This window comes from Neisseria sp. Dent CA1/247, assembly GCF_022870825.1.
GTDB classification, from domain to species: domain Bacteria; phylum Pseudomonadota; class Gammaproteobacteria; order Burkholderiales; family Neisseriaceae; genus Neisseria; species Neisseria zoodegmatis.
This window is the reverse complement of sequence record NZ_CP091522.1, coordinates 2,547,009-2,569,425: the sequence shown is the minus strand read 5'-3', so window position 1 is coordinate 2,569,425 and position 22,417 is coordinate 2,547,009. Positions and strand designations below refer to the sequence as shown.

Below are 22,417 nucleotides of genomic sequence, written 5' to 3'. Positions count from 1 at the left end.
TTTGCATGGCTGTATGAATGGATTTAATGTGAAGAGGCCGTCTGAATATTTTTCAGACGGCCTCGAAGGGTGTTTATGATGAAAACGGGGATTACAAATAGAATTTATCCACGACTTTCAAATTTTCGTCCAATTTATAAACCAAAGGCTGGCCGGTGGGGATTTCCACGCCCATGATGTCGTCGTCGGAAATGCCTTCGATGTGTTTCACCAAGGCGCGCAGGCTGTTGCCGTGGGCGGCGACGAGTACGCGTTTGCCGCTTAAAATGGCGGGGGCGATTTTGTCGTGCCAGAAGGGCAGTACGCGTTGGAGGGTAACTTTCAGGTTTTCGCCGTCGGGCACGACATCGGCGGGCAGGTGGGCGTAACGGCGGTCGTTATGGGCGGAAAATTCGTCGGCCGGGTCGAGCAGCGGCGGCAGGGTGTCGTAGCTGCGGCGCCAGATGTGAACTTGGTCGTCGCCGTATTTTTCGGCAGTTTGTTTTTTATCCAAGCCTTGAAGCTGGCCGTAGTGGCGTTCGTTTAAGCGCCATGTTTTGATTTGCGGCACCCACAATTGGTCGGATTCTTCCAGCACGATATTGCAGGTTTTGATGGCACGGGTTAACACGGAAGTGAAGACGATGTCGAACTGATAGCCTTTTTCTTTCAGTTTTTTACCGGCAGCGGCGGCTTCGGCCATGCCTTGTTCGCTCAGCTTCACGTCGCGCCAGCCGGTGAACAGGTTTTTGGCGTTCCATTCGCTTTGCCCGTGGCGGATAAATACTAATTCCATCATGTCGCTCCAAATTGTAGGTTTGAAAAACACCTTTATAACATATTTTGCCCCCGCCGTTGCCGGTTGGCGCTGTGTATTTGCGTGCAGATTCGGTGAGGCCGTCTGAAAAAAAACGGCTTTCGGGCTTAGGGCTTTGCCATGACACAGCTATGAAAATATGTTATGGTAAAAATGAAATTCGCTTCAATAAGGTAAAAATATTCACTTTTGCGCACAATATACGGCAGTTAGCCGCTTTTCAATACTGTTTGCAGAGCCTAGAACCTGACTGCCGATTCGTGCGATACGTTCGGGCAGGCCGCCTGAACCGTTTAAGACGAAAGAGGTTCACATGCAAACACTCACCGCATACATCAACGGCGCTTATGTTCCCGCCGATTCCCAAGCCGAAACATTCAGCAACATCAATCCCGCCAACGGCGAGGTTTTATCCACCGTTCAACAAAGCAGCGCATCCGAAATCGAAACCGCCGTTCAGACGGCCATAGCAGGCCAAAAAGTTTGGGCGGCGATGACTGCTGTGGAACGCAGCCGCATCCTGCTCAAAGCCGTTGCCATTCTGCGCGAACGCAACGACGAGTTGGCGCGCGTCGAAACCCTGGATACCGGCAAACCCCTGTCTGAAACCCTGTATGTCGATATCGTGACCGGCGCGGATGTGATTGAATATTATGCAGGTTTGGCGCAGGCTATCGAAGGCCGCCAAATTCCCCTGCGCGATACCGCATTTGCCTACACCCGCCAAGAGCCGTTGGGCGTGGTGGCCGGCATCGGCGCGTGGAACTATCCGATTCAGATTGCCATGTGGAAAGCCGCGCCTGCGTTGGCGGCGGGTAACGCCATGATTTTCAAACCCAGCGAAGTTACGCCCGCCGGCGCGCTGAAACTGGCGGAAATTTTCACCGAAGCCGGACTGCCCGACGGCGTATTCAACATCGTTCAAGGTGATTGGCGCGTGGGCGAGGCTTTGAGTAACCACCCGCAGATTGCCAAAGTATCGTTTACCGGCGGCGTGGCGACCGGCAAAAAAGTGATGTCGCAGGCCGCCGCGTCTTCTCTGAAAGAAGTGACGATGGAGTTGGGCGGCAAATCACCGCTGATTATTTGCGACGACGCCGATTTAAACCTCGCCGCCGACATTGCCCTGATGGCCAATTTTTACAGCTCCGGCCAAGTCTGCACCAACGGCACGCGCGTGTTTGTGCCGGTGAACAAAAAAGAAGCGTTTGAAGCCAAAGTGTTGGAGCGCGTAGCCCGCATCCGCGCCGGCGACCCGCTCGACGAAAACGTGAACTTCGGCCCGTTGGCGAGTTTTCCGCACATGGAAAAAGTGTTGGCCTATATCGAAAAAGGCAAAGCCGAAGGCGCGCGTCTTTTAGCGGGCGGAGGCCGTCTGAAAGAAAACGGCATGGCAAACGGCGCTTACGTTGCGCCCACCGTGTTCACAGACTGCACCGACGACATGACCATCACCCGCGAAGAAATCTTCGGCCCCGTGATGAGCATTTTGGCCTACACCACCGAAGAAGAAGTGATCGTGCGCGCCAACAACACCGAATACGGCTTGGCCGCAGGCGTGGTTACGCCCGACGTAAAACGCGCCCACCGCATCGTCGGCCGGCTTCAGGCAGGCATCTGCTGGATCAACGCTTGGGGCGAATCGCCCGCACAAATGCCCGTGGGTGGCTACAAACAATCCGGCATCGGCCGCGAAAACGGCGTCCAAACGCTGATGCACTACACCCAAACCAAATCGGTGCTGGTGGAGCTGGGGGATTATCAATCTGTGTTTTGAGGCCGTCTGAAAAGCAGTTTAATTCAGGCCGGTTGAAAAACCGATACTTCTTATTTTTCAGACGGCCTTTCATCCCAAAGGATTGCCATGAAGCCCGACCATTCCATGCGGCACACAGTAAACGTCGAACTCAGCCTCGGCCATGTGCTGATGTTGTGTCAAACGCTTTCAGACAGGCTTTCCGCCCTGCGCGAATACGAAACGTGGACGGAAGAAGAGCGGCGCGCCGTATGGGCTTTGCAGGACACGCTCGACCGGGCTTTAGCCCGTCTGGGCTACGACGTGATGCCGTCTGAAGAATGGGATAGCTTGTTGGCACAGGCGCAGAAGCATATGTATGACATTCATGTCGAATGTTTGGATTAGCTTTCTAAATAATCCACACCCACATCATCTTTTCAGACGGCCTCTAAGCCTGATGCAGACTCGGATGGCGGCTTATTGCAGCAAAGTCTGCCGGTCGCGGATATACATTTCTGCCAGTTTGCGCGAGCCATAGGGGTTTAGGTGATCATTGTCGCGGTAAATCGGCAGGCCGTTGATGGTTTTGTCTTCTGGGATATAAGCGCTTACATCGACCCATTTAACTTCGGGATATTTTTTAACGATATCTTCGATCAATTTGTCGGCTTCTGCCGAGCGTTTGACTTCGGCCTTTTTTCTCTCTGAAACATAGTCGACGTCTAATCCGAGGCGTTGTTTCAGATAGTAGCGGCGCAACGGAATTTGGGGCGACATGGGCGTATCGGCAAATACGTAAACTTTCTTGCCGTCTTTGAGCAGGGTTTGCAGGGTTTGTTCGAAATATTGCAGATAATCCGGTTTGTCGTAATGTAAAAACCAGCGGCCGGCAATGAACACGTTGGGATAGTCTTTCACACGGTTTGCAATGTGGTCGGTGTATTCGTTGCAGCGTTCTGCGCGGCGGTCGTCGGCGGGCAGGCGGAAATTGAATACGGCGGCGCAACTGTTGGAGGAAACGATATCGGCAGACCATTTTTCATGTTGGCCGACTTTGTCGAAAAATTCTTCAAAGTGGGCGGCATGGGAATCGCCGATAACGATAATTTCAGACGGCCTGCCGGTTTTAAAACCTACGGCGCAATCGGTTTTGTGAATATCGTCCGCACAGATTTTACTGCTGACGGCCAAATCAAATTCATTTTCAAACTGTGTCGGTTTTGTAGTAAAGAGATAGGCGGCTATCGGTGCGAGTAGCGCGAAATAGGCGGCCATGCTCAGAGTGAATTTTTTGTCGGTAAAGTTTTTGATATGGCGGGCGGGAGATTCCACCAGCTTGTACGAAAGCACAGACAGCACAAACGTTGCGATCACGGCACAAATAATGGCTCCGCCCGGCAAATCGTAGTCCATATACACATAGCGCATGATTGAAAGCACCACCCAGTGCCACAGATACAGCGAATATGAGATTAAGCCGATACCGACAAGGGCACGATGGCAAAGCAGTTTGGATGCATTAAAACCGTGTTGGGTTTGCGCTTGAGCACCGGAGTAAATCAGCAAACCGACGGCAAAGCAGCAGAGCAGGCGTTCGATGTAGCCGCCTCCGGGTAACAAACCGCCGGGAAGAAAGAGCATAGCTGCAACGACGGCCAACATCGCCCAATTGAGTATATTGGGTATGCGCTTTGTTAAAGAGGGGATAAAGGCAAACAGCGACCCGATCAGCAATTCGTAAGCGCGTACATGAGGCAGGAAGTAAGCATCCATACCGAAAGTGGGCAAGAAAGCGGAGAGGAGGCTGAGCGAGATTAACAGAATAATAAAATTGCGCCCGTTGCTGTTGGGTCTGAAACGGTAAAAGCCCAACAGTAAAACGGGAAACACAAAGTAAAACTGCTCTTCCAACGATAAAGACCAAATGTGCTGCAAAGGTCTTTCCGCAGATGAAACCTCGAAATAACCGCCGCGCCGTGCAAAAAACAGGTTGGCGGCAAACATCAGCGAGGCGACCGTAGATTTAAGGTATTGCTTGAAGTCGGCGGGGAGGAAAAAAATGGCAGCGGCAATCGTGGTACACAAAAGCACGAAAATAAATACCGGCAAAATGCGTTTTGCTCGCCGTTTGTAAAAATCAATAAAAGAAAAGCTGCCGCGCAGCATTTCTTTGCTGATGATTTTGGTAATCAGATAACCGGACAAAACGAAAAAAATATCGACACCTAAATAACCGCTCGGCATCCACTGGTTATTGATATGAAAAACAATGACTGCCAATACGGCAATAGCGCGTAAACCATCTATATCGGCGCGATATTTTAGTTCTTTGCTCATTAGGGAAATATCTTTAGCAGAGAAGAGTTTATGATGATTAAATTTATTAAATAACAATGTGATAATTTACTGATTTATTAGATTTATTTATCCAAAGTTTTTTGAGGTTATTTAATAAATTGGTTAGATGATTAGTGAGCGCAAAACTGTCATTAGGTTTCGGTAAATTAAATTCTTTTACGAAAAATGACGAGTATGTAAAGAACAATAATTTTGAGTGAAGGTTTTAGACGAACGTTTTGTTATTTTGTCTCTCAAACCAAGCATACAAAACATGGCGACTTAACTACTTTTTGATTGAAAGCGGCGGTTGTGCCGTATAAGCAGCATGAACCGATTCCGTTACCGCTTTGGCGGTTTACACACAATCTTGCTATCGGAGCAGAAACGCAACTACATCGCAGTAAAAGTTGCTGATTGACTATATTGACTTTTCAGACGGCCTAAATGTTGAGGCCGTCTGAAAACCACACACTAAAAGAAAAGGAAACCCATGACTCTAAAATCCACTTACGACTACATCATCATCGGCGCGGGCAGTGCGGGCAATGTGTTGGCGGCGCGGCTGACGGAAGACGAAAATGTATCCGTGCTGCTGCTGGAAGCCGGCCTGCCCGACTACCGTTTGGATTTCCGCACGCAGATGCCGGCGGCGTTGGCGATGCCGTTGCAGGGTTTGACGTATAACTGGGGCTACAAAACCGACCCCGAACCGTTTATGAACAACCGCCGTATGGATTGCGGGCGCGGCAAGGGTTTGGGCGGTTCTTCGTTGATTAACGGCATGTGCTATATCCGCGGCAATGCGCTGGATTTCGACCATTGGGCGAAAATTCCCGGTTTGGAAGATTGGACGTATCTCGACTGCCTGCCTTATTTCAAAAAGGCCGAACACCGTGATGCGGGCGAAAACGATTACCACGGCGGCAGCGGCCCGATTCATGTAACTACTGCCAAGCCGAATGTGAATCCGCTGTTTGAGACGATGATTCAGGCAGGCGTGGATGCAGGCTATCCGCGTACCGACGATTTGAACGGCTATCAGCAGGAAGGCTTCGGCCCGATGGACAGGTTTGTTACGCCGCGCGGCCGCCGTTCTTCTACTGCGCGCGGTTATTTGGATATGGCCAAACACCGCGAGCGGCTGACGATTCTCACCGGCGCGCTCACCGACACGATTTTGTTTGACGGCAAACGCGCGCGCGGTGTGCGCTTTACCCACCAAAACCAAACGCACAGCATCGAAGTGCGCCGCGAAGTGCTGCTGTGCGCCGGTGCGATTGCGTCGCCGCAGATTCTGCAACGCAGCGGCATCGGCCCGGGCGAATGGCTGCGTGAGGCGGGCGTGAGCGAGGTGTTGGATTTGCCGGGTGTGGGCAATAATCTGCAAGACCATCTCGAGCTTTACATGCAGTATGAGTGCAAAGAGCCGGTGTCGATTGCGCCGGCGACGAATTGGTGGAACAAGCCTGCCATCGGCGCGGAATGGCTGTTGATGGGCACGGGTTTGGGCGCGACCAATCATTTTGAAGGCGGCGGTTTTATCCGTTCGCATGAAAAATTCGAGTGGCCGAATATCCAATATCACTTCCTGCCGATTGCCGTGCGCTACGACGGCCGCAACGCCAGCAAGTCGCACAGTTTTCAGGCACACGTCGGCTCGATGCGTTCGCCCAGCCGCGGCCGCATCAAGCTGAAGTCGCGCAATCCGGCGGAGCATCCGAGCATTCTGTTCAACTACATGAGCCACGAGCAGGATTGGGAAGAGTTTCGCGCCGCCATCCGCATCACGCGCGAAATCATGAACCAACCCGCGCTCGACCGTTACCGCGGCGCGGTGATCACGCCGTCTGAAAACATCCAAACCGACGAGCAGCTTGACGAATATGTGCGCCAACACGCCGAAACGGCTTACCATCCTTCGTGTACCTGCGCGATGGGCGAGGGCAACGATGCGGTGGTGGACGGCGAAGGCCGCGTGCACGGCATCGACGGCCTGCGCGTGGTCGATGCGTCGATTATGCCGAACATCATCACGGGTAATTTGAACGCCACGACGATTATGTTGGCAGAGAAAATCGCCGACAAAATCCGCGGCCGCCAGCCGTTGCCGAAATCGACGGCGGATTATTATGTGGCTAACGGCGCGCCTGTTCGAGGCGAAGCGAAGCGTAAGGCGTAGGGGTCGGTTGAGGCCGTCTGAAATGATGGATGTTTCTTAAATATAGTGAATCAACTTAAAAATAGTACGATCGTCATACTCGGGCTTGACCCGAGTATCTCCTAAAGTTACTGAAACTCGAGATACTCGGGTCAAGCCCGAGTATGACGGTATGGTTGTGATGTAAGTGGATTGATGATGGAGCGGATTAGTGATCAGCTATCCCCGCCTGAGAAGTAAAAGCAAGGTCATTCGGTTGTGTGGTTTCGCAGCCGCAAACCGTTCAAAAGATTTTTTCAGACGGCCTCAAGCCATCCCAGCCTATCGAGGCCGTCTGAAAATCTCAAAACCATAATAAAAGGAGGACACACATGCACAGTGCACCCAACCCTGAAGCGGCGGAAGCGCCCAAGTTGGCGGTGAACAAAACCGTTTTTGTCGCCGCTTCGGTGATTACCGTCGCCCTGATTCTGTTTACCATTCTTTTCCCCGCCGTCGGCGAGGCAGTGCTCGGCAATTCGTTGCGCTGGGTTTCCGACCATTTCGGCTGGTATTACATGCTGGTGGTGGCGGCGTATTCGATTTTTTCGCTGTTTGTCGGCATGTCGCGCTACGGCGATATCAAACTCGGCAAAGACCAAGACAAACCCGATTTCCCTTTTTTGGCATGGGCGGCGATGCTGTTTTCTGCCGGTATCGGCATTGATTTGCTGTTTTTCGGCGCGTCCGAACCGCTGACCCACTATCTCACGCCCAATGTCGGCGAAGGCGGCACACCCGAAGCGGCCCGCGCGGCGTTGGCGCAGACGTTTCTGCACTGGGGTTTGCACGGCTGGGGCATTTACGCCTTAATCGGTATGGCGTTGGCTTATTTTGCCTACCGCAAAAACATGCCGCTTGCGCTGCGCAGTGCGTTGGTGCCGGTGTTCGGCCAAAAACGTACCGACGGCTGGCTGGGCAATACGGTGGATACCTTCGGTGTGGTGTGTACGCTGTTGGGTATTGCCACCAGCTTGGGTATCGGCGTGTTGCAGGCCAACGCGGGTTTGAGCCATGTGTTCGGCATTCCCGGCAGCCAGTTTGTGCAGGCGGCAATCATCATTTCGGTGGTGGTGGTCGCCGGTTTGTCGGCCATGTCGGGCGTGGAGCGCGGCGTGCGGCGTCTGTCTGAAATCAATATGCTGGGCGCGACGTTTCTGCTGATCGCGCTGTTGGTAATGGGTTCGTCGGTATTTCTGCTGAACGCGCTCACGGAAAACATCGGCGATTATTTCCAAACGCTGCTCGGCAAAACGTTTCAAGTGTATGCCTACGCCGGCGACAAAGGTGCGGAATGGAAATCGGCGTGGACGATTTTCTTCTGGGCTTGGTGGGTGGCATGGGCGCCGTTTGTCGGCCTGTTTATCGCCCGCATTTCGCGCGGCCGTACCTTGCGCGAATTTGTGTTCGGCGTGATGTTTATCCCGCTCGGCTTTATCTTTGCTTGGTTCTCGATTTTCGGCAACAGCGCGATTGAGTTGGTGAACAACGGCGCGGTAGAGCTGGGCAAAACGGCGCTGGAAAACCCGGCGATGGGCATGTTTGCGCTGTTTGAGCATTATCCGCTCTCTTCGCTGTGGTCGTTTATGGCGGTGATTATCGGGCTGATTTTCTTTGTTACGTCTGCCGACTCGGGCGCGCTGGTGTTGGCGAATTTGAGTTCGCGCAACTTGGCTTCCGGTGCCGATGCGCCGATTTGGCTGCGCTTGTTTTGGGCGGCAGCCACAGGTTTGGTTACACTCGGCCTGCTGTTTGCCGGCGGTTTCAGCTCGCTGCAATCCGTGTCGGTGGTGGCAGGGTTGCCGTTTTCGCTGATTTTGGTGGTGTACATGATTTCGATGTGGATCTGCCTGCGCCAAGAAGGCAATAAACGTAAAGCTACCCAAATCGACAAAGCGATGGTGCTCGACGACGGTCGCAATTGGCGCAACCGCCTGAGCCGTTTGGTGGATTTTCCCAACGCGAAGACCGCACAGCGCTTTATGGTGCAAGAGCTGCAACCGGCCATGCTCGAAGTGGCGCACGAGTTACAGGAAAAAGGCATTGAAACCAAGCTGACGGAAGATAAAGAAAACCATGTATTCAAGCTGGAAGTGCTGCACGGCGAAGAAGTGGATTTTCTCTATGAAGTACGGCTAATTGAGGCCATCAAGCCTGTGTTTGCGCTGGGGCAAGCCGGTAATATCGCGCCGCAGAGCGAGCAGGAAAAATACTACCGTGCTGAAGTGTTTTTGAACGAAGGCAGTCAGGATTACGATATCGTCGGCTACACCAAAGAGCAGATTATTATCGATATTCTGAACCAATACGAACGCCACATGCAGTTTTTGCATTTGGAGCGTTAAGCTGCGGCGCATAAAGAAAAGGCCGTCTGAAAATATTTCAGACGGCCTTTTGATATTGTTGCCTTGCTCTCAAGCATTACAATACTTCGAGCACGAAGTAAGCTTTGAGTTTTTCATACAGATCATCGGTTACATTGATGCAGCCGTTGGTCATGATGCGGTCTTTCACTTTGGGGGAGGCGATTCTTTCCAAACGCCGCTCTTCAGGTTTCAGCGTCCACACGCGGTGAACGGCAAACATGAAGTTGCCTTCTTCCTTGAATTTCATCACGTCGCCGCCGTAGCCGCGCCAGTTGGTTTTGACGATATTCAGGTCGAACGTACCCTTGGGCGTGGTTTTACCGATTAGCACAGGGTAGCAGCGGTTGTTTTCCAAACACAATTCCGCCCTGTCGGTATGCACCACTGCTTTACGCTTCAAATGCGGCGTGCTGCCCGCCTGAGCATGAACGCTCAGGCCAAGCAGCACGGCGGCAATTACTGCACAATTTTTCATCACGAATTATTGGCGGATGCGCTTCGGAGAAGTTTCCACTTCACGGATGATAACTTCGCGAACTACTTCGGGTGCTTTGGCTTTCGGGCCGCAGCCTTCGGGCAGCCAGAAGAAGCTTTGAGCGTTCATCTTCTTGTCAAACAAGATTTTGTATTGGCAAGTCTTGTGTTGGCCGTCTTCGCGGTAGTTGAACAGGTAGTCCCACTCGCGTACGAAGTATTGGCCTTCATTGAAGTGCGGGCGGCCGATCAGGTTGTAGATTTGATCTTTGTTCATGCCGGCTTCGATTTGGCGCACGTTATCCCAGTTCGGCCAAGAACCGTGTTGTGAACCGCTGTGGCGGAAAGTGGTTTTTTCAGGGTTAGGCCATACCGGATTGTCGGTCGTGCCTTCTTTGCTAACTTTGCTCAAGTTGCCGCAAGCCGCCAGTGCCAACGCAGCAGCCAAAGGTACAATCATTGCAGACAGTTTCATTATGGTTTCCTTTCGATCATTCTTTGATTCGATTCATTCTTTAGCTTAAACAGGCCGCCCGTTTCAGACGGCCTCGCAAGTCATTACCACTGATAGCCCAAGCTGGCGCCCCAGTTCACGTCTTTACGGGTGTTCACACCCACACCGAACTTGGTAGACCACTTGTTGTTGTCAGAGTTGTGTGCATAACCCACTGCCAAAGCTTGTTGGTTTTTGTAACCGCCCACAGCGGCAGATACCAAGCTCTTACCGGCTTCGTTCGGGCGTTGCAAGAAACCGATAGCAGTAGCACCGGCGATACCCGCACGCAGGTCTTTGTCCATGTCGCCAACTTTGTTGTTGATGTTGGTGATTTGGTTGTTGATATTGGTAATGTTACCGGCGTTTTGGTTAACTTTTTCAGACAGGCTGTACAGTTGGCTACCGTTGATCGCATCGGTGCTGGTCGGAGTAATGCGGCCAGCAGCTACATGGCTGATAGTACGCTCGGCACCTACAGAACCTACACCTACTGTACCCACAGGAGCGTTACCGGCAAAGCCGCCGTAAGTCAGGCCGCCTACCGTAGCAGAATTGGTGTCAACATAGGCTGAAGTTACAGAGTTAGCACCCAAAGCTACTGAGTTAGAAAGGCTTGCAACAGCATTGTTACCCAACGCTACGCCGTCCTGTGCAGTTGCACGGGCACGAGAACCCATTGCGGCTGAATTGGCACCGCTGGCCTGAGAAGCAGCGCCGATGGCAATGGCTTGTGTTTGGCTGGCGGTAGCACTTTTACCGAAGGCAACGCTGTTGACGGCAGTTGCTTTAGCACTTTGACCGATAGCAGCAGCATTGGTTTCTGAGGCCTGAGCCCAGTTACCCATAGCAATAGAAGTATCGCCACTGGCTATCGATGATGCGCCGATAGCGGTTGCTACTTTGCCTGAACCGTTAGCAAAAGAACCTACAGCAACAGAACTGATACCGCTAGATTTTGCACTGCCGCCCGCAGCAAAAGAGCGATCGCCGGTTGCTTGAGAGAAAGCACCCACGCCGGTAGCATTATTACCTGATGCAGTAGCAGTCGAACCGAGAGCGGTGCTGTTGCCGCCAGTTGCTTTTGATTTACGACCGAAAGAGCTGTCACCATAGCCGGTTGCTTGAGTGTGCTCACCAACGGCAATCGCAGATACACCGGATGCAGCAGAATAGCTACCTACGCTGATAGCACTACCGCCGCTGGCAGTTGTTCCTGTACCGATTGCAGTAGAACCTAAACCGCTAGAAGATGCGTTCGGGCCGATAGCGATAGCGTTGTCACTGGTAGCACCTTCGCTTTTATGGTTACCGCGTACGACACCATTGGTATTCACGGCAAAATACGGAATGCTGGCTTGTGCACCGGAAGCAAAAGCCATCAGGCCGACAGCAATAGAAGTTGCCAGCAAACGGGGTTTTACATTGGTGTGAACATTTTTATGGTTCATGGTTATCTCCCAAACTAAAGAGTATCGTTTAAGCCTTCAACCAACTCTTAACTCCGGCCATTCAAGCGGTTTTGCATAGGTATGCATAACCGCTCCCGATACAGTTAAAACAAAAATTAATGAAACCCAAACAGAACCGTCCAATTTCATTGCTTACTCTTATCCGTTTCTTTATCCCCATAATAAAGCTTAACTGCATTTGACTAAAGTAAATTCTGACAATCAAAACTTTCCTTTCTCTTGCAAATATCCTAATCAAATATTTAAATTAACTTGTGTTATATTAAATAAAAGTACTTTATAGGTTATTATCTTTACATTTTTACATTAAATTCTTAATGTTTCTTTTCAATATTTGAACAAATTTAAATTTATATGATTAAATTTAAATTATTTAATAATATGGCATAAAATTTCGTGGGCTTTGGCTGAATTTAATATAGGAAATATTCAATTCATTTATTTATGAATAATGAATATTTTGTGATTTGGAGGGTTTTTCTCTTTCTAAAAAGGTGTGAAAAACTGTTGCATTTTTTACACTTTTTTTGATTTATGACGGGATTTGTCGGGGTTTGTGTAGGCTTTTAGGCATAGTTGTTGATGCGAAATTTAAATGTTATTTGCATAAAAACGAAATAATTTTATCTATATTTTTTTCTTGGGTCTGATGATGTTTCACACTTTACGGCTCGATATGGTTAATGAAGTAGATGTAGATATGGAAGCTATGTATGGATAAAAAGACGGAATGGATGTTTAACCTTGTTTGCCAGACTGCTTGAAATCAATAGACAGACGGTAAAACAGCGTGCGCCGGTACTAAACCGTTTGGCACGCTGTTGATGTTATGGGCTTGCTGAAATATCGGGTTGAGACCTTTGCAAAACCCTCAGATGTGGATGCAGTTCAAGGTGTAGCAGCGCAGCGGGGGCAGACATATCACACGATAGGCAAACGAGCGGGCAGTACCTTTAGGGCATAAACGCACAACGCAGAAATGCGCCGCAGATGGGGGCAAAGGTTCTTAGGCTATAAGCAGCGGTGGCTTAAAGCAGGTAGGCGTGTGCGGACGCTGTTGAGCCGTGCGGCATCGAGTTCGGCGATCACCATGCCTTCGCCCTCTGGCAGTACGTCCAGCACTTCGCCCCACGGGTCGATAATCATGCTGTGGCCGTATGTGCGTCTGCCGCTTTCGTGTACGCCGCCTTGTGCAGAGGCAATCACGTAGCATTGGTTTTCTACGGCGCGGGCGCGGAGGAGCAGTTCCCAATGGGCTTTGCCGGTGGTGTAGGTGAAAGCGGCGGGAAGTAAGAGTACGTCGAAGGGTAGTTGGGCGCGGAAAAACTCGGGGAAGCGCAAGTCGTAGCACACGCCTGCGGCCAAGCTGATGCCGTCGGCTGCAAAACGGGGAACTTCCTGCCCGGCTGTTATGGTGTCGGCTTCGGAATAGCGTTCGCCCAAGCCTGAGTAGCCGAACAAATGTATTTTGTTGTAGGCGCCGACACATTCTCCGCTGCGGTTGTACACCGTCATGGTGTTCAACACTTTATTAGCGTCCGGGCTTTGTAAGGGTATGGTTCCGCCGAAGAGAACGACGCCGTTTTGTTTGGCTGCTTCGCTTAAGGCCGTCTGAAATGTTCCTGCGCCCAAAGTTTCGGCAAACGCGAGCTTGTCTGTATCGTTTTTGCCCATCAACGGCCAGTATTCGGGCAACAATACCCACGCGGCACCTGCGGCGGCGGCTTTGGCAACCAAGCGTTGCATGGTTTGGATATTGGCTTCGGGGTCAATGCCCGACACCATTTGAATAGCGGCAACTCTCACGGTATGCATGGATGGGTCTCCTTTTTTCAGACGGCCTTATCATGGCAATGCCCGATGTGCCGACATACTTTATATATAGAATAGACGGATGCCTGTTTTAGCTTAGACAAGCCCGTTGATGTTTTACTGTACAATATTTTGCGACAGAGTTTTTCAAAGGCCGAACCATGTATATCAAAACCCTTATCACATTATTGGTGTTCGCTCCAATGACCGCATCCGCCGACGTCCAACTCTACGGCAATATCCGCAGCGGCGTTGCCGTGTCGCAAACCAAAACGCATGGCAGCAGCCACGTTACCCGCACTGCCGTCGAAGATTTGGGCAGTTATATCGGCTTGCGCGGTTCGCATCCCATCGGAAACGGCAGCAAAATGATTTGGCAGTTTGAGCAGGACACGCCCGTCGGCAGCAGCGGTTCGATGCGCGAATATTTCAAACACAAAAAAGACAACAGCACGATACATACGGGCGGTTGAGCCGTTTAATCCGTTTCCGTACACAAAGCCGTTTTCGGCACTTTGCGCATATCCCAATGTTGCACCGCCCATGCCAATAATTCAGACGGCCTCTCCACTTCCGGCGCGGCAGGCAGATTCAGGTAAGCCATAACCTGCCGCAACAGCCGTTCCCTCTGATTCACATCCAATGCAGGCGCAAGTGTTTGTTTCGACCATTTCTGCCCCTGCTTGTTCACCAATAAAGGCAGATGAGCATAGTGCGGCGTATCCGCGCCCAAGCAGCGTTGCAGCCAAATCTGCCTCGGCGTTGACACCAGCAAATCCTGTCCGCGCACAATATGTGTGATGCCTTGCTCGGCATCGTCTGCCACCACCGCCAACTGATAAGCCCAATAACCGTCGGCACGCAGCAAAACAAAATCGCCGATATCGCGTGCCAGATTTTGGGCGTAATGTCCGACAATTTCATCGTCAAAGCCGATTTCCCCGTCCGGCACACGCAGCCGCCACGCAGGTGTTTTGGTCAAATCGTTTTCAGACGGCCTGTAATCCGCTTGGCCGCAGCGTCCGTTATAAACAAACCCGTCCGCCCCCATCCGCGCCGCCGCCTGCCAGTCTTTACGGCTGCAATAGCAGGGATACACCCGCCCTTGTTTTTTCAGACGGCCTAATGCCTCTTCATAAAGACCATAACGGCGGCTTTGGTAAACCACTTCGCCGTCCCACTCGAAACCGAACGCCTCCAGTGTACGCAGAATATCGTCGGCCGCCCCGGCCATTTCGCGAGGCGGGTCGAGGTCTTCCATGCGTACCAGCCACCGCCCGCCGTGCGCTTTGGCATCGGCATACGAAGCAAGGGCGGTCAGCAACGAACCGATATGCAGCAACCCCGTAGGGCTGGGGGCGAAACGTCCGGTGTAGGGGGAAGGGGTGTTGGAAAGTGGCATGTTTTTCTTAAAATTCAAAATGATTAATATGTAAACTATTATTCAAAAATTAATTATTTATTTTAATTTATGTTAAAATACATTTCCAAAAGATAATATTAAAAAGGAAAGTCATGAATAAAACTTCTTTTGTTATGTGTGCGGCGTCTGCTTTATTGCTGGCAGCTTGCGGCGGCAGCGGCAAAGTTGCTCGTCCTTCAGCACAGGGTGCGTCCAACGCTTCTGAAATGGCAGATGCCATGAAAAGAGAAAGCGGAAATGCTCCTGCCGCACAACAGGTTTCAAACGGTTATTCGTTTTTGACCGTTCCTGATTTTGAAAATAAAGTCATCGACACGTCTAATAAGTATCTTAACGGAGAATTGATCAGTTCCGAAAAGACCATCAGCAGTAATTATGAGCTGCAATTAAACGGAAAAACTTACCGCAGTAAAGATAAAATCGACCTCTCCGGTTTAAAGCCCGGTTTGAGCACGCTGCCTTTCAAATCATCCATAACCCAAACCGTGGGCAGTTCTCCCAGCTATAAAACCGTTTCCGAAGGCGAATTACGTCTTTATAAGCAAAACTATTCCGTATTTGCCGGCACCTTCATTAAAAAATCATTTGATCCTGCTGAGCCGGATCAAGTTGAAGAAGAAAACACATTCGGTTTTGATGATGTAGGTTTGATGAACGGCCATATTACTCCGTACGGCAAGCTTCCAAAAGAAGGTGTTTATACCTACAACGGTAAGGCATTCAATGAAAAAGCCGAAGGCACGCTGAAATATACCATCAACTTTGAAAAAAGAGAGGGTAGCGGCAGCATTTCCGGCATGAAGGAATTCGGTGATATCAAGCTGAATCAAGCATCTATCAAACCAATCACAGATAAACATCCGGTGCTTAAAAACGGCGGAGAAATCGCCGGAGCGGCTGTGTCTGAAAAATTGGGCAAAGGTGAATATTCCTTAAGTATATTCGGCCCCAACGCTCAAGAAGTTATCGGTGTCGCCGATTTCGTCAAACCGGGTAATAGTGAACAAGGGATTGAGCAGGAAGACGTTCAAGTAGGCTTTGGCGGTCAACGTTAATCGTTTGCTTTGTCCTATTCATGTTGCACATTTAAATAAAATGCCAACCGGTCGGTTGGCATTTTATTTTGTTTGAAATTGCCTGAATTGGCTGGTTTTCAACCGCCTTAGTTTTGTGTGGATTCAAAGCCGCCGCAATAAATATCCTCCCGCACCTTAACCAAAGCCGCCAGTGCTGCATCGCGGTTGACGTGTTCCGGCAGAGCGGATTGTTCAAACAGCGCATCTAGCTGCTGCATCAAAGCTTCTGCTTGTGCGGTGAGCGTATCGTAGGCAAATTCGCCGCGCTTGATGGCCAGCAGGGCTTCGCGGTTGGGGCGGCGGACGCGGATTTCGCCGTGGCGGGCGATGTCGAGCGCGGTTTCCAGCAGGCGGAAGGTGTGCATCATGTTTTTGGCGTCGTAGCCTTGTCCGTGGGCTTGTGTTCCGCTGTAACGGGTTTCGTTGCGTTCGTTTTCCCATTGGCGGTAAGAGGCGTATTCGCGGCAGTAGCTGCTGTAACCGTCTTGGTTAAACGATAAGTAGGCCAACGGCGTTTCGCCGGGCGGGATGCTGCTGAGCAGCAGGTTGTTGGCTTCTTCTTTCTGCATGATGCCGCGATAGCCTTTGAGGCCGTCTGAATCGTGGAAAACGGCGTAGAGGTGGCGGGCATGGTTGATGTTGCTCAAACCGATTTCCTGTTGCCGCAAGCCTTGCTGTTCGAGCCATTCGGTTAGGGGAACGGTTTGCGCGCCGCTGACGATGTGGCAGAAATCGAGTACGGTTTTTTTAAGGGGCGGTATCGGGTTGACGATTTTTTTGTTCAAGCCGCGGGCTTTTTTGATTTGACCGTAAGCATAGCCGGCGAAACTTTGCCGGCACGCTTGCGAGATAAACCACTCGGGTTTGAACGCATCCATCAAGGGGGAGCGGATGCGTACGCATTCGGGCGGGGAGGCCAGCAGCTCCAGCGTGTTGGGGTTGCTGGCCAACAGCAGTTCGATAAACCGCCCCAATTCGTAATACACGATATCGTTGGTTTCGTTGCTCACTTGCGGAATGTAGTCCAAACCGTAAAACAGCCGGCGCGGCAAATAAAATACGCCTTTGATGTCGGTGTCGGATTCGGGCGTGTCCAAACCGTAGGCGCGGCTGCCGGACACGGCTTCAAAGAGAATAAGCTTGTGTTGCTGCAAATCGTTGATGGTCAACATATTTCAGACGGCCTCGTGGTGGTGTATGTGATGTGTACTGATTAAATAAGGTCTCGGCTTGCCTTCGGTTGCGGCAGATGGAATGTTCAGCGGGTATTCAGCAACCCGCATCCGGCCGCTTCAGCGTTTTTCTAAACAATTCATCCAGCGGGGCGGTGTCTGTTTCGTGTACGGGCGCGGCTTGCAGTTCGGCCACTTCTTGTGCCAAATCCAGCGTCAGTTTGACCAAAGCCGGGCTTAAACGGTGGCGGTAGCTTTCGTCTTTTTCCGATTTTAGCGACACCAAGGCGGCAATTTCGTTTTTGGCGGTGCTGCCCCAAGTTTGCATTAATTCGTTCAACGTCATCGGCGGTACGCCGCCTTCGAGCACAGCCCAGCGGGCGGCCAGCAAGGGGCGCAGTATGTAAAACCATTTTTTCAGGCGGATTTCGCCGTTCAAATCCATGCTTTTCAAAGCATTGCCGGCAATGCCGCGGTAATGGTGCAACAGCGGCGCGGCTTGGGCGTATTGCGGCAGCAGGGCGTTGATGTCGCGGATAAATTCATCGTCTTGGCAATACACAATGGGCGAACGCAGCCATTCGAGCAGCACGGCATTGCTTTTGCGCAGCAGGCGCAGGGCTTTGCGGATGTCCCAGCCGCCGACGTCAAACCATTGGTCTTCAATAAATTCAAAAGTGTCTTTCCGCTCTTCGATGCCCAAATAATATTCAGACGGCCTGATATACACGGCGCGCACATCGTAATCGCTATCGGGCGAAGCAAAGCCCCAAGCACGGCTGCCGCTTTCAGCTGCGAGCAGGAAATGCAGCGGTTCGGTGAGGGCGATGTGGTTGAGTTTGTCAATAATGCGTTGTTTCATTGTGCTTTCCCCAAAGTGGGCTTGAGGCCGTCTGAACCGCTTTTCAGACGGCCTCGAACAGAATTTCGGGCTAAAGTTCCCGTCATATTCATGCTATTTGTGAAATGAAGTGTAAGTATAAAGCAGCCAAATGCAGCATGGGCGTAAAACAAAGTTTAACGGCTTGATGCGTGCGGGGGCCGTGGTTATATTGTGCGCACTTTCAATAGAATCAACATGTAATCTGAATGAAGGTGTAATGATGAAACAGTCGAAAACCCTTTTGATCACAGGCATTATGGCACTTTTCTCCGCCGCTGCGGTGGCGGCTCCGCTGCCGGGCGAGATTTTCCAGCCGCGCGGCGCGAAAGTTGTGAAAGCCGACAAACAGAGCGACGGCGGCTATGAAGCCGAGTTCCGTATCGACGCGGGCAACACCAGCGTGGCGCATTTGGTTGACCGGGTGCGCGCCCATGCACGCCAGCATGGTTTTGAAGTGGTTGAATCCGATATCAAAGGCGACGATGCCGATTTGAAATTCAAACGCCGCAATCAGGCGCTGGATGTGTCTATCGAACGCAATAAGCAGGGTGTGATTGAATATAAAGCCGATTTGGATTTATAAACTAACCGTTCCCATTATTTAATGGCAGGCCGTCTGAAACTGTTTTCAGACGGCCTCAAACTTTCCTGCTGTCGGTTTGTATTGCAGATTCGGTAAAACGCCCCCCCGTGCATCATGCTGTGAAGGTTTATTAAAGCATGCCTTTAGCGTATCATTGAGACGTTTCAAGAACACTTTTGCCATCGTCTTTTTCTTCGAGGCCGATTGCAAAAGTATTTTTATATTTAAAGAGCGACTTATGTTAAACGGTATTCCCTTGCCCAAAGACACGGTGCGCCCGCCCGAAACCGTACTCGTCAACATCACGCCGCAGGAAACGCGCGTGGCCATTCTTGAAGAAAACAATATTTGCGAACTGCATATCGAGCGCAACAGCGGCCACGGTTTGGTCGGCAACATTTATCTCGGCGTCGTGCGCCGCGTGCTGCCCGGCATGCAGAGCGCGTTTATCGACATCGGCCTTGAGCGCGCCGCGTTTCTGCACATTGTCGATGTGTTGGAACAGCGCCGCAATCCCGAAGAAACCCAGCGTATCGAACACATGCTGTTTGAAGGGCAGTCGGTATTGGTGCAGGTAATTAAAGACCCCATCAACACCAAAGGCGCGCGCCTTTCCACGCAGATTTCGCTGGCAGGGCGCTTTCTCGTGCATCTGCCGCAGGAAGACCACATCGGCATCTCGCAGCGCATCGAAGACGAAGACGAGCGCAACACCTTGCGCAGCCGTTTGGAAAGCCTGTTGCCGCAAGACGGTTCGGGGCAGGGCTATATCATCCGCACCAGCGCCGAAACCGCCACCGATGCCGAATTGCAGGCCGACATCGACTACCTGACCAAAGTGTGGGAAAACATCCAGCATCAGGCCAAAACCCGTCCGCCCGAAACCCTGCTTTATCAAGACTTGCCCTTGAGCCTGCGCGTGCTGCGCGATATGTTCAGCGAAAACACGCGCGAGATTTTGGTCGATTCCACCGAAAACTACCAGCGCATGCGCCAATTTGCCGAGCTGTATGTGCAAGGCGCGACCGACAAAATCACCTTGTTTAAAGGCGACCGGCCGCTGTTTGAAACCCACAATGTCGAGCAGGAAATCAACCGCGCCCTGCAACCGCGCGTCAACCTCAATTTCGGCAGCTATCTGATTATCGAAGCCACCGAAGCCATGACCACCATTGATGTGAACACCGGCGGCTTTGTCGGCGCGCGCAACTTTGACGAAACCATTTTCCGCACCAATCTCGAAGCCTGCCATACCATCGCCCGCGAACTGCGTTTGCGCAACCTCGGCGGCATCATCATCATTGATTTCATAGATATGGCGCACGACGCGCACCGCGAAGCCGTGTTGCAAGAGCTGGCCAAAGCCCTGAGTTTCGACCGCACCCGCGTAACGCTCAACGGCTTCACCAGCCTCGGCTTGGTCGAGCTGACCCGCAAGCGCACCCGCGAAAACCTCAGCCATGTATTGTGCGAGCCTTGCCCGTCGTGTCAGGGCAGAGGCCGTCTGAAAACGCCGCAAACCGTGTGCTACGAAATCCAGCGCGAAATCGTGCGCGAAGCCCGCCGCTACGATGCCAAGAGCTTCCGCATTCTCGCCGCGCCCAATGTGATCGACTTATTCTTAGACGAAGAATCGCAATCGCTCGCCATGTTGATCGACTTCATCGGCAAACCCATTTCGCTTGCCGTTGAAACCGCCTACACCCAAGAGCAATACGATATTGTGTTGATGTAAAGACAAAGAGAGGCCGTCTGAAAAAGTTTTGGAAAAACCCGCAAACTCATTTCAGACGGCCGCAGACATTTGCAGGTTTAAACACCCGAGAAAGCCACACCATGAACACCACCTGCCCGCTGTGCCACCCCGAAAACGAAGACGTATTATGGCAAAACGACACTTTGCGCGTGATTGCCGTCCACAACGAAACGCACGCCCCCGCCTTTTGCCGTGTGATTTGGAACGCGCATGTGGCCGAGATGACCGACCTCAAGCCCGAAGAACGGCATGAGCTGATGGAAGCCGTGTACCGCGTTGAAGCCGCCATGCGCCAAGTGTTCCAGCCCGCCAAAATCAATCTCGCCAGCTTGGGCAACGTCGTGCCGCACCTGCATTGGCATGTGATCGCCCGTTTCAACGACGACGCGCATTTTCCCGCGCCCATTTGGGCCGTACCGCAACGGGCTGGCAATCTGGATTTGCCGGAAGATTGGACGGCGCAGCTTAAACAACTGCTGCACGCTTCAATGGCTTAAAACTTATTGTTAGCAAAGCCCGCAAGTTTGCTTTAGTGAAGTTCGCTTTCAGACGGCCTCAATACCAAACCCGCGCGGTTGTGTTGAAATCGGCACCGTTTTACAATCCGCACCAACACATATCGGCACCACGCCCGACCATTACAAGGAATTTTCATGACTTGGCAGCCTTCCCGCCGCAGTTTTTTCAAAGCATCCGCCGCAGCAGCCGGCGCAGGCATTCTCACCGCCTGCGGCACCGGCGGCACCACCCAACCCAGTTCGCAATCCACTCAGGCCAAACCCGTGCAACCGAAACGTACCTATCCTGCCCGCAGCGGCGACAACGTATTGCGCGTTGTCGCCCCATCCGGTTTTGCCGAAAACGCAAGCCGCACCGAAACCGGCCTGACCCGCCTGTATAACGCCGGATTCACCGTAACCAACCAGCAGGCGGGCTTCCGCCGCTACCAACGCTTCGCCGGCACCGACGGCGAACGCATCGCCGATTTTCAAGACATCGCCCTCGGCAAAGCCGCCGCACCGAAAGTGTTGATGGGCTTGCGCGGCGGTTACGGTGCCGTGCGGATTCTGCCGCACATCGACTTTGCCCGTTTGGGCGCCAAAATGCGCGAACGCGGCACGTTGTTTTTCGGGTTCAGCGACGTGTGCGCCGTGCAGCTTGCCCTGCTGGCCAAAGGCAATATGCCCAGTTTCGCGGGGCCGATGGTTTATAGCGAATTCGGCAAACCCGAACCGAGCGTTTATACGATGGATTCGTTTATCCGCGGTGTGACCAACGCCCAAAACACCATCAGCGTACATGCCATCCAACGCAGGCAGTTCAACGCCGAAGGCACATTGTGGGGCGGCAACCTCAGCGTACTCGCTTCGCTGGCGGGCAGCCCCTATATGCCCGATATTCAAGGCGGCATCCTCTTTTTGGAAGACGTCGGCGAACAACCCTACCGTATCGAGCGCATGCTGCAAACCCTGCATTTGGCAGGCGTATTGTCGAAACAGCAGGCCATCGTGTTCGGCGATTTCCGCATGGGCACCATCCGCGACGTGTACGACAGCAGCTACGACTTCACATCGGTGGTCAACAACGTCAGCCGCATCACCAAAGTGCCCGTGTTAACCGGCTTCCCGTTCGGCCACATTACCAACAAAGCCACCTTCCCGCTGGGCGCGCACGCCCGAATCCGCGGCGAATCCAACGGCGGCTACTCGGTAACTTTCAGCGGCTACCCGACGCTCAACGCCTCCGGCCTGATGCTCGATACCTTGCTGCCGCAGATTACTTACGAACCGGTAAACGTGGTTGAAGACCCGATTCAGGAATAAGCACAGGTATTCC

At 52.1% G+C, this 22,417-nt stretch carries 20 protein-coding genes; 10 read left to right on the top strand and 10 right to left on the bottom strand.

Annotation, left to right across the window (positions count from 1 at the left end; translation table 11 throughout):
• Positions 1-91: 91 nt before the first annotated feature.
• The gene (locus LVJ85_RS12530) at positions 92-775 is read right to left on the bottom strand and encodes a 2,3-diphosphoglycerate-dependent phosphoglycerate mutase (protein ID WP_244743225.1); all 684 of its coding nucleotides are present in this window, start codon (positions 773-775) and stop codon (positions 92-94) included.
• A 334-nt stretch (positions 776-1,109) separates the two neighbouring features.
• On the opposite strand from LVJ85_RS12530, the gene betB reads away from it, so the two are divergent.
• Positions 1,110-2,573: a betaine-aldehyde dehydrogenase gene (betB, locus tag LVJ85_RS12525; protein ID WP_244740134.1), complete on the top strand. Its 1,464-nt coding sequence runs from the start codon at positions 1,110-1,112 to the stop codon at positions 2,571-2,573.
• Positions 2,574-2,660: 87 nt separating this feature from the next.
• Positions 2,661-2,939, top strand: a complete 279-nt coding sequence (locus LVJ85_RS12520; protein ID WP_244740132.1) for a hypothetical protein — start codon at positions 2,661-2,663, stop codon at positions 2,937-2,939.
• 72 nt (positions 2,940-3,011) lie between these two features.
• Here LVJ85_RS12520 and LVJ85_RS12515 read toward each other — a convergent pair whose 3' ends face one another.
• On the bottom strand, positions 3,012-4,871 hold the full coding sequence (locus LVJ85_RS12515) for an acyltransferase family protein (protein ID WP_244740130.1): 1,860 nt from the start codon (positions 4,869-4,871) through the stop codon (positions 3,012-3,014).
• Positions 4,872-5,364: 493 nt separating this feature from the next.
• On the opposite strand from LVJ85_RS12515, the gene betA reads away from it, so the two are divergent.
• Positions 5,365-7,053, top strand: a complete 1,689-nt coding sequence (betA, locus tag LVJ85_RS12510) for a choline dehydrogenase (protein WP_244740128.1) — start codon at positions 5,365-5,367, stop codon at positions 7,051-7,053.
• A gap of 350 nt (positions 7,054-7,403) precedes the next feature.
• Complete coding sequence (gene betT, locus LVJ85_RS12505) at positions 7,404-9,416, top strand: choline BCCT transporter BetT (protein WP_244740126.1); 2,013 nt, start codon at positions 7,404-7,406, stop codon at positions 9,414-9,416.
• 76 nt (positions 9,417-9,492) lie between these two features.
• Here betT and LVJ85_RS12500 read toward each other — a convergent pair whose 3' ends face one another.
• The 4 genes from LVJ85_RS12500 to LVJ85_RS12485 form a co-directional block, all read right to left on the bottom strand.
• Positions 9,493-9,912, bottom strand: coding sequence for a L,D-transpeptidase (locus tag LVJ85_RS12500; protein WP_085360290.1), 420 nt, complete (start codon positions 9,910-9,912; stop codon positions 9,493-9,495).
• 6 nt (positions 9,913-9,918) lie between these two features.
• Positions 9,919-10,386, bottom strand: coding sequence for an outer membrane protein assembly factor BamE (locus LVJ85_RS12495; protein ID WP_244740123.1), 468 nt, complete (start codon positions 10,384-10,386; stop codon positions 9,919-9,921).
• Between the two features lie 83 nt (positions 10,387-10,469).
• Complete coding sequence (locus LVJ85_RS12490; protein WP_244740121.1) at positions 10,470-11,855, bottom strand: YadA C-terminal domain-containing protein; 1,386 nt, start codon at positions 11,853-11,855, stop codon at positions 10,470-10,472.
• A gap of 1,032 nt (positions 11,856-12,887) precedes the next feature.
• Positions 12,888-13,691 carry a carbon-nitrogen hydrolase family protein gene (locus LVJ85_RS12485; RefSeq protein WP_244740119.1) on the bottom strand — a complete coding sequence of 268 codons (804 nt, stop codon included), beginning with the start codon at positions 13,689-13,691 and terminating at the stop codon, positions 12,888-12,890.
• Between the two features lie 158 nt (positions 13,692-13,849).
• Here LVJ85_RS12485 and LVJ85_RS12480 point away from each other — a divergent pair, with 158 nt between their 5' ends.
• Entirely contained in the window at positions 13,850-14,161 is a 312-nt protein-coding gene (locus LVJ85_RS12480) for a porin (protein ID WP_244740116.1), read from the top strand.
• Positions 14,162-14,166: 5 nt separating this feature from the next.
• Here LVJ85_RS12480 and gluQRS read toward each other — a convergent pair whose 3' ends face one another.
• A complete protein-coding gene (gene gluQRS / locus LVJ85_RS12475; protein ID WP_244740114.1) occupies positions 14,167-15,090 on the bottom strand; it encodes a tRNA glutamyl-Q(34) synthetase GluQRS in 924 nt (307 codons plus the stop codon).
• Between the two features lie 227 nt (positions 15,091-15,317).
• On the opposite strand from gluQRS, the gene LVJ85_RS12470 reads away from it, so the two are divergent.
• Positions 15,318-16,166: a factor H binding family protein gene (locus LVJ85_RS12470; protein WP_244740112.1), complete on the top strand. Its 849-nt coding sequence runs from the start codon at positions 15,318-15,320 to the stop codon at positions 16,164-16,166.
• Between the two features lie 107 nt (positions 16,167-16,273).
• Here the strand turns inward: LVJ85_RS12470 and LVJ85_RS12465 are convergent, their stop codons facing one another.
• Together LVJ85_RS12465 and LVJ85_RS12460 are read right to left on the bottom strand one after the other, a co-directional pair.
• Positions 16,274-17,359: a DNA polymerase beta superfamily protein gene (locus LVJ85_RS12465; RefSeq protein WP_244740110.1), complete on the bottom strand. Its 1,086-nt coding sequence runs from the start codon at positions 17,357-17,359 to the stop codon at positions 16,274-16,276.
• A 97-nt stretch (positions 17,360-17,456) separates the two neighbouring features.
• Positions 17,457-18,221 carry a nucleotidyltransferase domain-containing protein gene (locus LVJ85_RS12460; protein ID WP_244740108.1) on the bottom strand — a complete coding sequence of 255 codons (765 nt, stop codon included), beginning with the start codon at positions 18,219-18,221 and terminating at the stop codon, positions 17,457-17,459.
• A 241-nt stretch (positions 18,222-18,462) separates the two neighbouring features.
• Here LVJ85_RS12460 and LVJ85_RS12455 point away from each other — a divergent pair, with 241 nt between their 5' ends.
• The 3 genes from LVJ85_RS12455 (at position 18,463) to LVJ85_RS12445 (ending at position 21,078) form a co-directional block, all read left to right on the top strand.
• Positions 18,463-18,825, top strand: coding sequence for a hypothetical protein (locus LVJ85_RS12455; RefSeq protein ID WP_244743222.1), 363 nt, complete (start codon positions 18,463-18,465; stop codon positions 18,823-18,825).
• Between the two features lie 238 nt (positions 18,826-19,063).
• Entirely contained in the window at positions 19,064-20,560 is a 1,497-nt protein-coding gene (gene rng / locus LVJ85_RS12450) for a ribonuclease G (protein WP_244740105.1), read from the top strand.
• A gap of 101 nt (positions 20,561-20,661) precedes the next feature.
• Positions 20,662-21,078, top strand: coding sequence for an HIT family protein (locus tag LVJ85_RS12445; protein ID WP_244740103.1), 417 nt, complete (start codon positions 20,662-20,664; stop codon positions 21,076-21,078).
• 32 nt (positions 21,079-21,110) lie between these two features.
• Here LVJ85_RS12445 and LVJ85_RS13380 read toward each other — a convergent pair whose 3' ends face one another.
• On the bottom strand, positions 21,111-21,236 hold the full coding sequence (locus LVJ85_RS13380; RefSeq protein WP_255733825.1) for a hypothetical protein: 126 nt from the start codon (positions 21,234-21,236) through the stop codon (positions 21,111-21,113).
• Between LVJ85_RS13380 and LVJ85_RS12440 the strand changes: the two genes are divergently transcribed.
• Positions 21,235-22,404, top strand: a complete 1,170-nt coding sequence (locus LVJ85_RS12440) for an LD-carboxypeptidase (protein WP_244740102.1) — start codon at positions 21,235-21,237, stop codon at positions 22,402-22,404. The two genes, LVJ85_RS13380 and LVJ85_RS12440, sit on opposite strands and share 2 nt — an antisense overlap.
• The last annotated feature ends 13 nt before the right edge of the window (positions 22,405-22,417 follow it).

What these genes read in the sequence shown, in the direction of transcription:
- LVJ85_RS13380 (WP_255733825.1), bottom strand. Translation starts at nt 21,236, where the DNA reads ATGAAAATTCCTTGTAATGGTCGGGCGTGGTGCCGATATGTGTTGGTG.
- LVJ85_RS12485 (WP_244740119.1), bottom strand. Translation starts at nt 13,691, where the DNA reads ATGCATACCGTGAGAGTTGCCGCTATTCAAATGGTGTCGGGCATTGAC.
- LVJ85_RS12470 (WP_244740112.1), top strand. Translation starts at nt 15,318, where the DNA reads ATGGCAGATGCCATGAAAAGAGAAAGCGGAAATGCTCCTGCCGCACAA.
- LVJ85_RS12460 (WP_244740108.1), bottom strand. Translation starts at nt 18,221, where the DNA reads ATGAAACAACGCATTATTGACAAACTCAACCACATCGCCCTCACCGAA.
- LVJ85_RS12480 (WP_244740116.1), top strand. Translation starts at nt 13,850, where the DNA reads ATGTATATCAAAACCCTTATCACATTATTGGTGTTCGCTCCAATGACC.
- LVJ85_RS12515 (WP_244740130.1), bottom strand. Translation starts at nt 4,871, where the DNA reads ATGAGCAAAGAACTAAAATATCGCGCCGATATAGATGGTTTACGCGCT.
- LVJ85_RS12490 (WP_244740121.1), bottom strand. Translation starts at nt 11,855, where the DNA reads ATGAACCATAAAAATGTTCACACCAATGTAAAACCCCGTTTGCTGGCA.
- LVJ85_RS12465 (WP_244740110.1), bottom strand. Translation starts at nt 17,359, where the DNA reads ATGTTGACCATCAACGATTTGCAGCAACACAAGCTTATTCTCTTTGAA.
- rng (WP_244740105.1), top strand. Translation starts at nt 19,064, where the DNA reads ATGTTAAACGGTATTCCCTTGCCCAAAGACACGGTGCGCCCGCCCGAA.
- LVJ85_RS12440 (WP_244740102.1), top strand. Translation starts at nt 21,235, where the DNA reads ATGACTTGGCAGCCTTCCCGCCGCAGTTTTTTCAAAGCATCCGCCGCA.
- betA (WP_244740128.1), top strand. Translation starts at nt 5,365, where the DNA reads ATGACTCTAAAATCCACTTACGACTACATCATCATCGGCGCGGGCAGT.
- LVJ85_RS12455 (WP_244743222.1), top strand. Translation starts at nt 18,463, where the DNA reads ATGAAACAGTCGAAAACCCTTTTGATCACAGGCATTATGGCACTTTTC.
- LVJ85_RS12500 (WP_085360290.1), bottom strand. Translation starts at nt 9,912, where the DNA reads ATGAAAAATTGTGCAGTAATTGCCGCCGTGCTGCTTGGCCTGAGCGTT.
- LVJ85_RS12445 (WP_244740103.1), top strand. Translation starts at nt 20,662, where the DNA reads ATGAACACCACCTGCCCGCTGTGCCACCCCGAAAACGAAGACGTATTA.
- gluQRS (WP_244740114.1), bottom strand. Translation starts at nt 15,090, where the DNA reads ATGCCACTTTCCAACACCCCTTCCCCCTACACCGGACGTTTCGCCCCC.
- betT (WP_244740126.1), top strand. Translation starts at nt 7,404, where the DNA reads ATGCACAGTGCACCCAACCCTGAAGCGGCGGAAGCGCCCAAGTTGGCG.
- betB (WP_244740134.1), top strand. Translation starts at nt 1,110, where the DNA reads ATGCAAACACTCACCGCATACATCAACGGCGCTTATGTTCCCGCCGAT.
- LVJ85_RS12530 (WP_244743225.1), bottom strand. Translation starts at nt 775, where the DNA reads ATGGAATTAGTATTTATCCGCCACGGGCAAAGCGAATGGAACGCCAAA.
- LVJ85_RS12495 (WP_244740123.1), bottom strand. Translation starts at nt 10,386, where the DNA reads ATGAAACTGTCTGCAATGATTGTACCTTTGGCTGCTGCGTTGGCACTG.
- LVJ85_RS12520 (WP_244740132.1), top strand. Translation starts at nt 2,661, where the DNA reads ATGAAGCCCGACCATTCCATGCGGCACACAGTAAACGTCGAACTCAGC.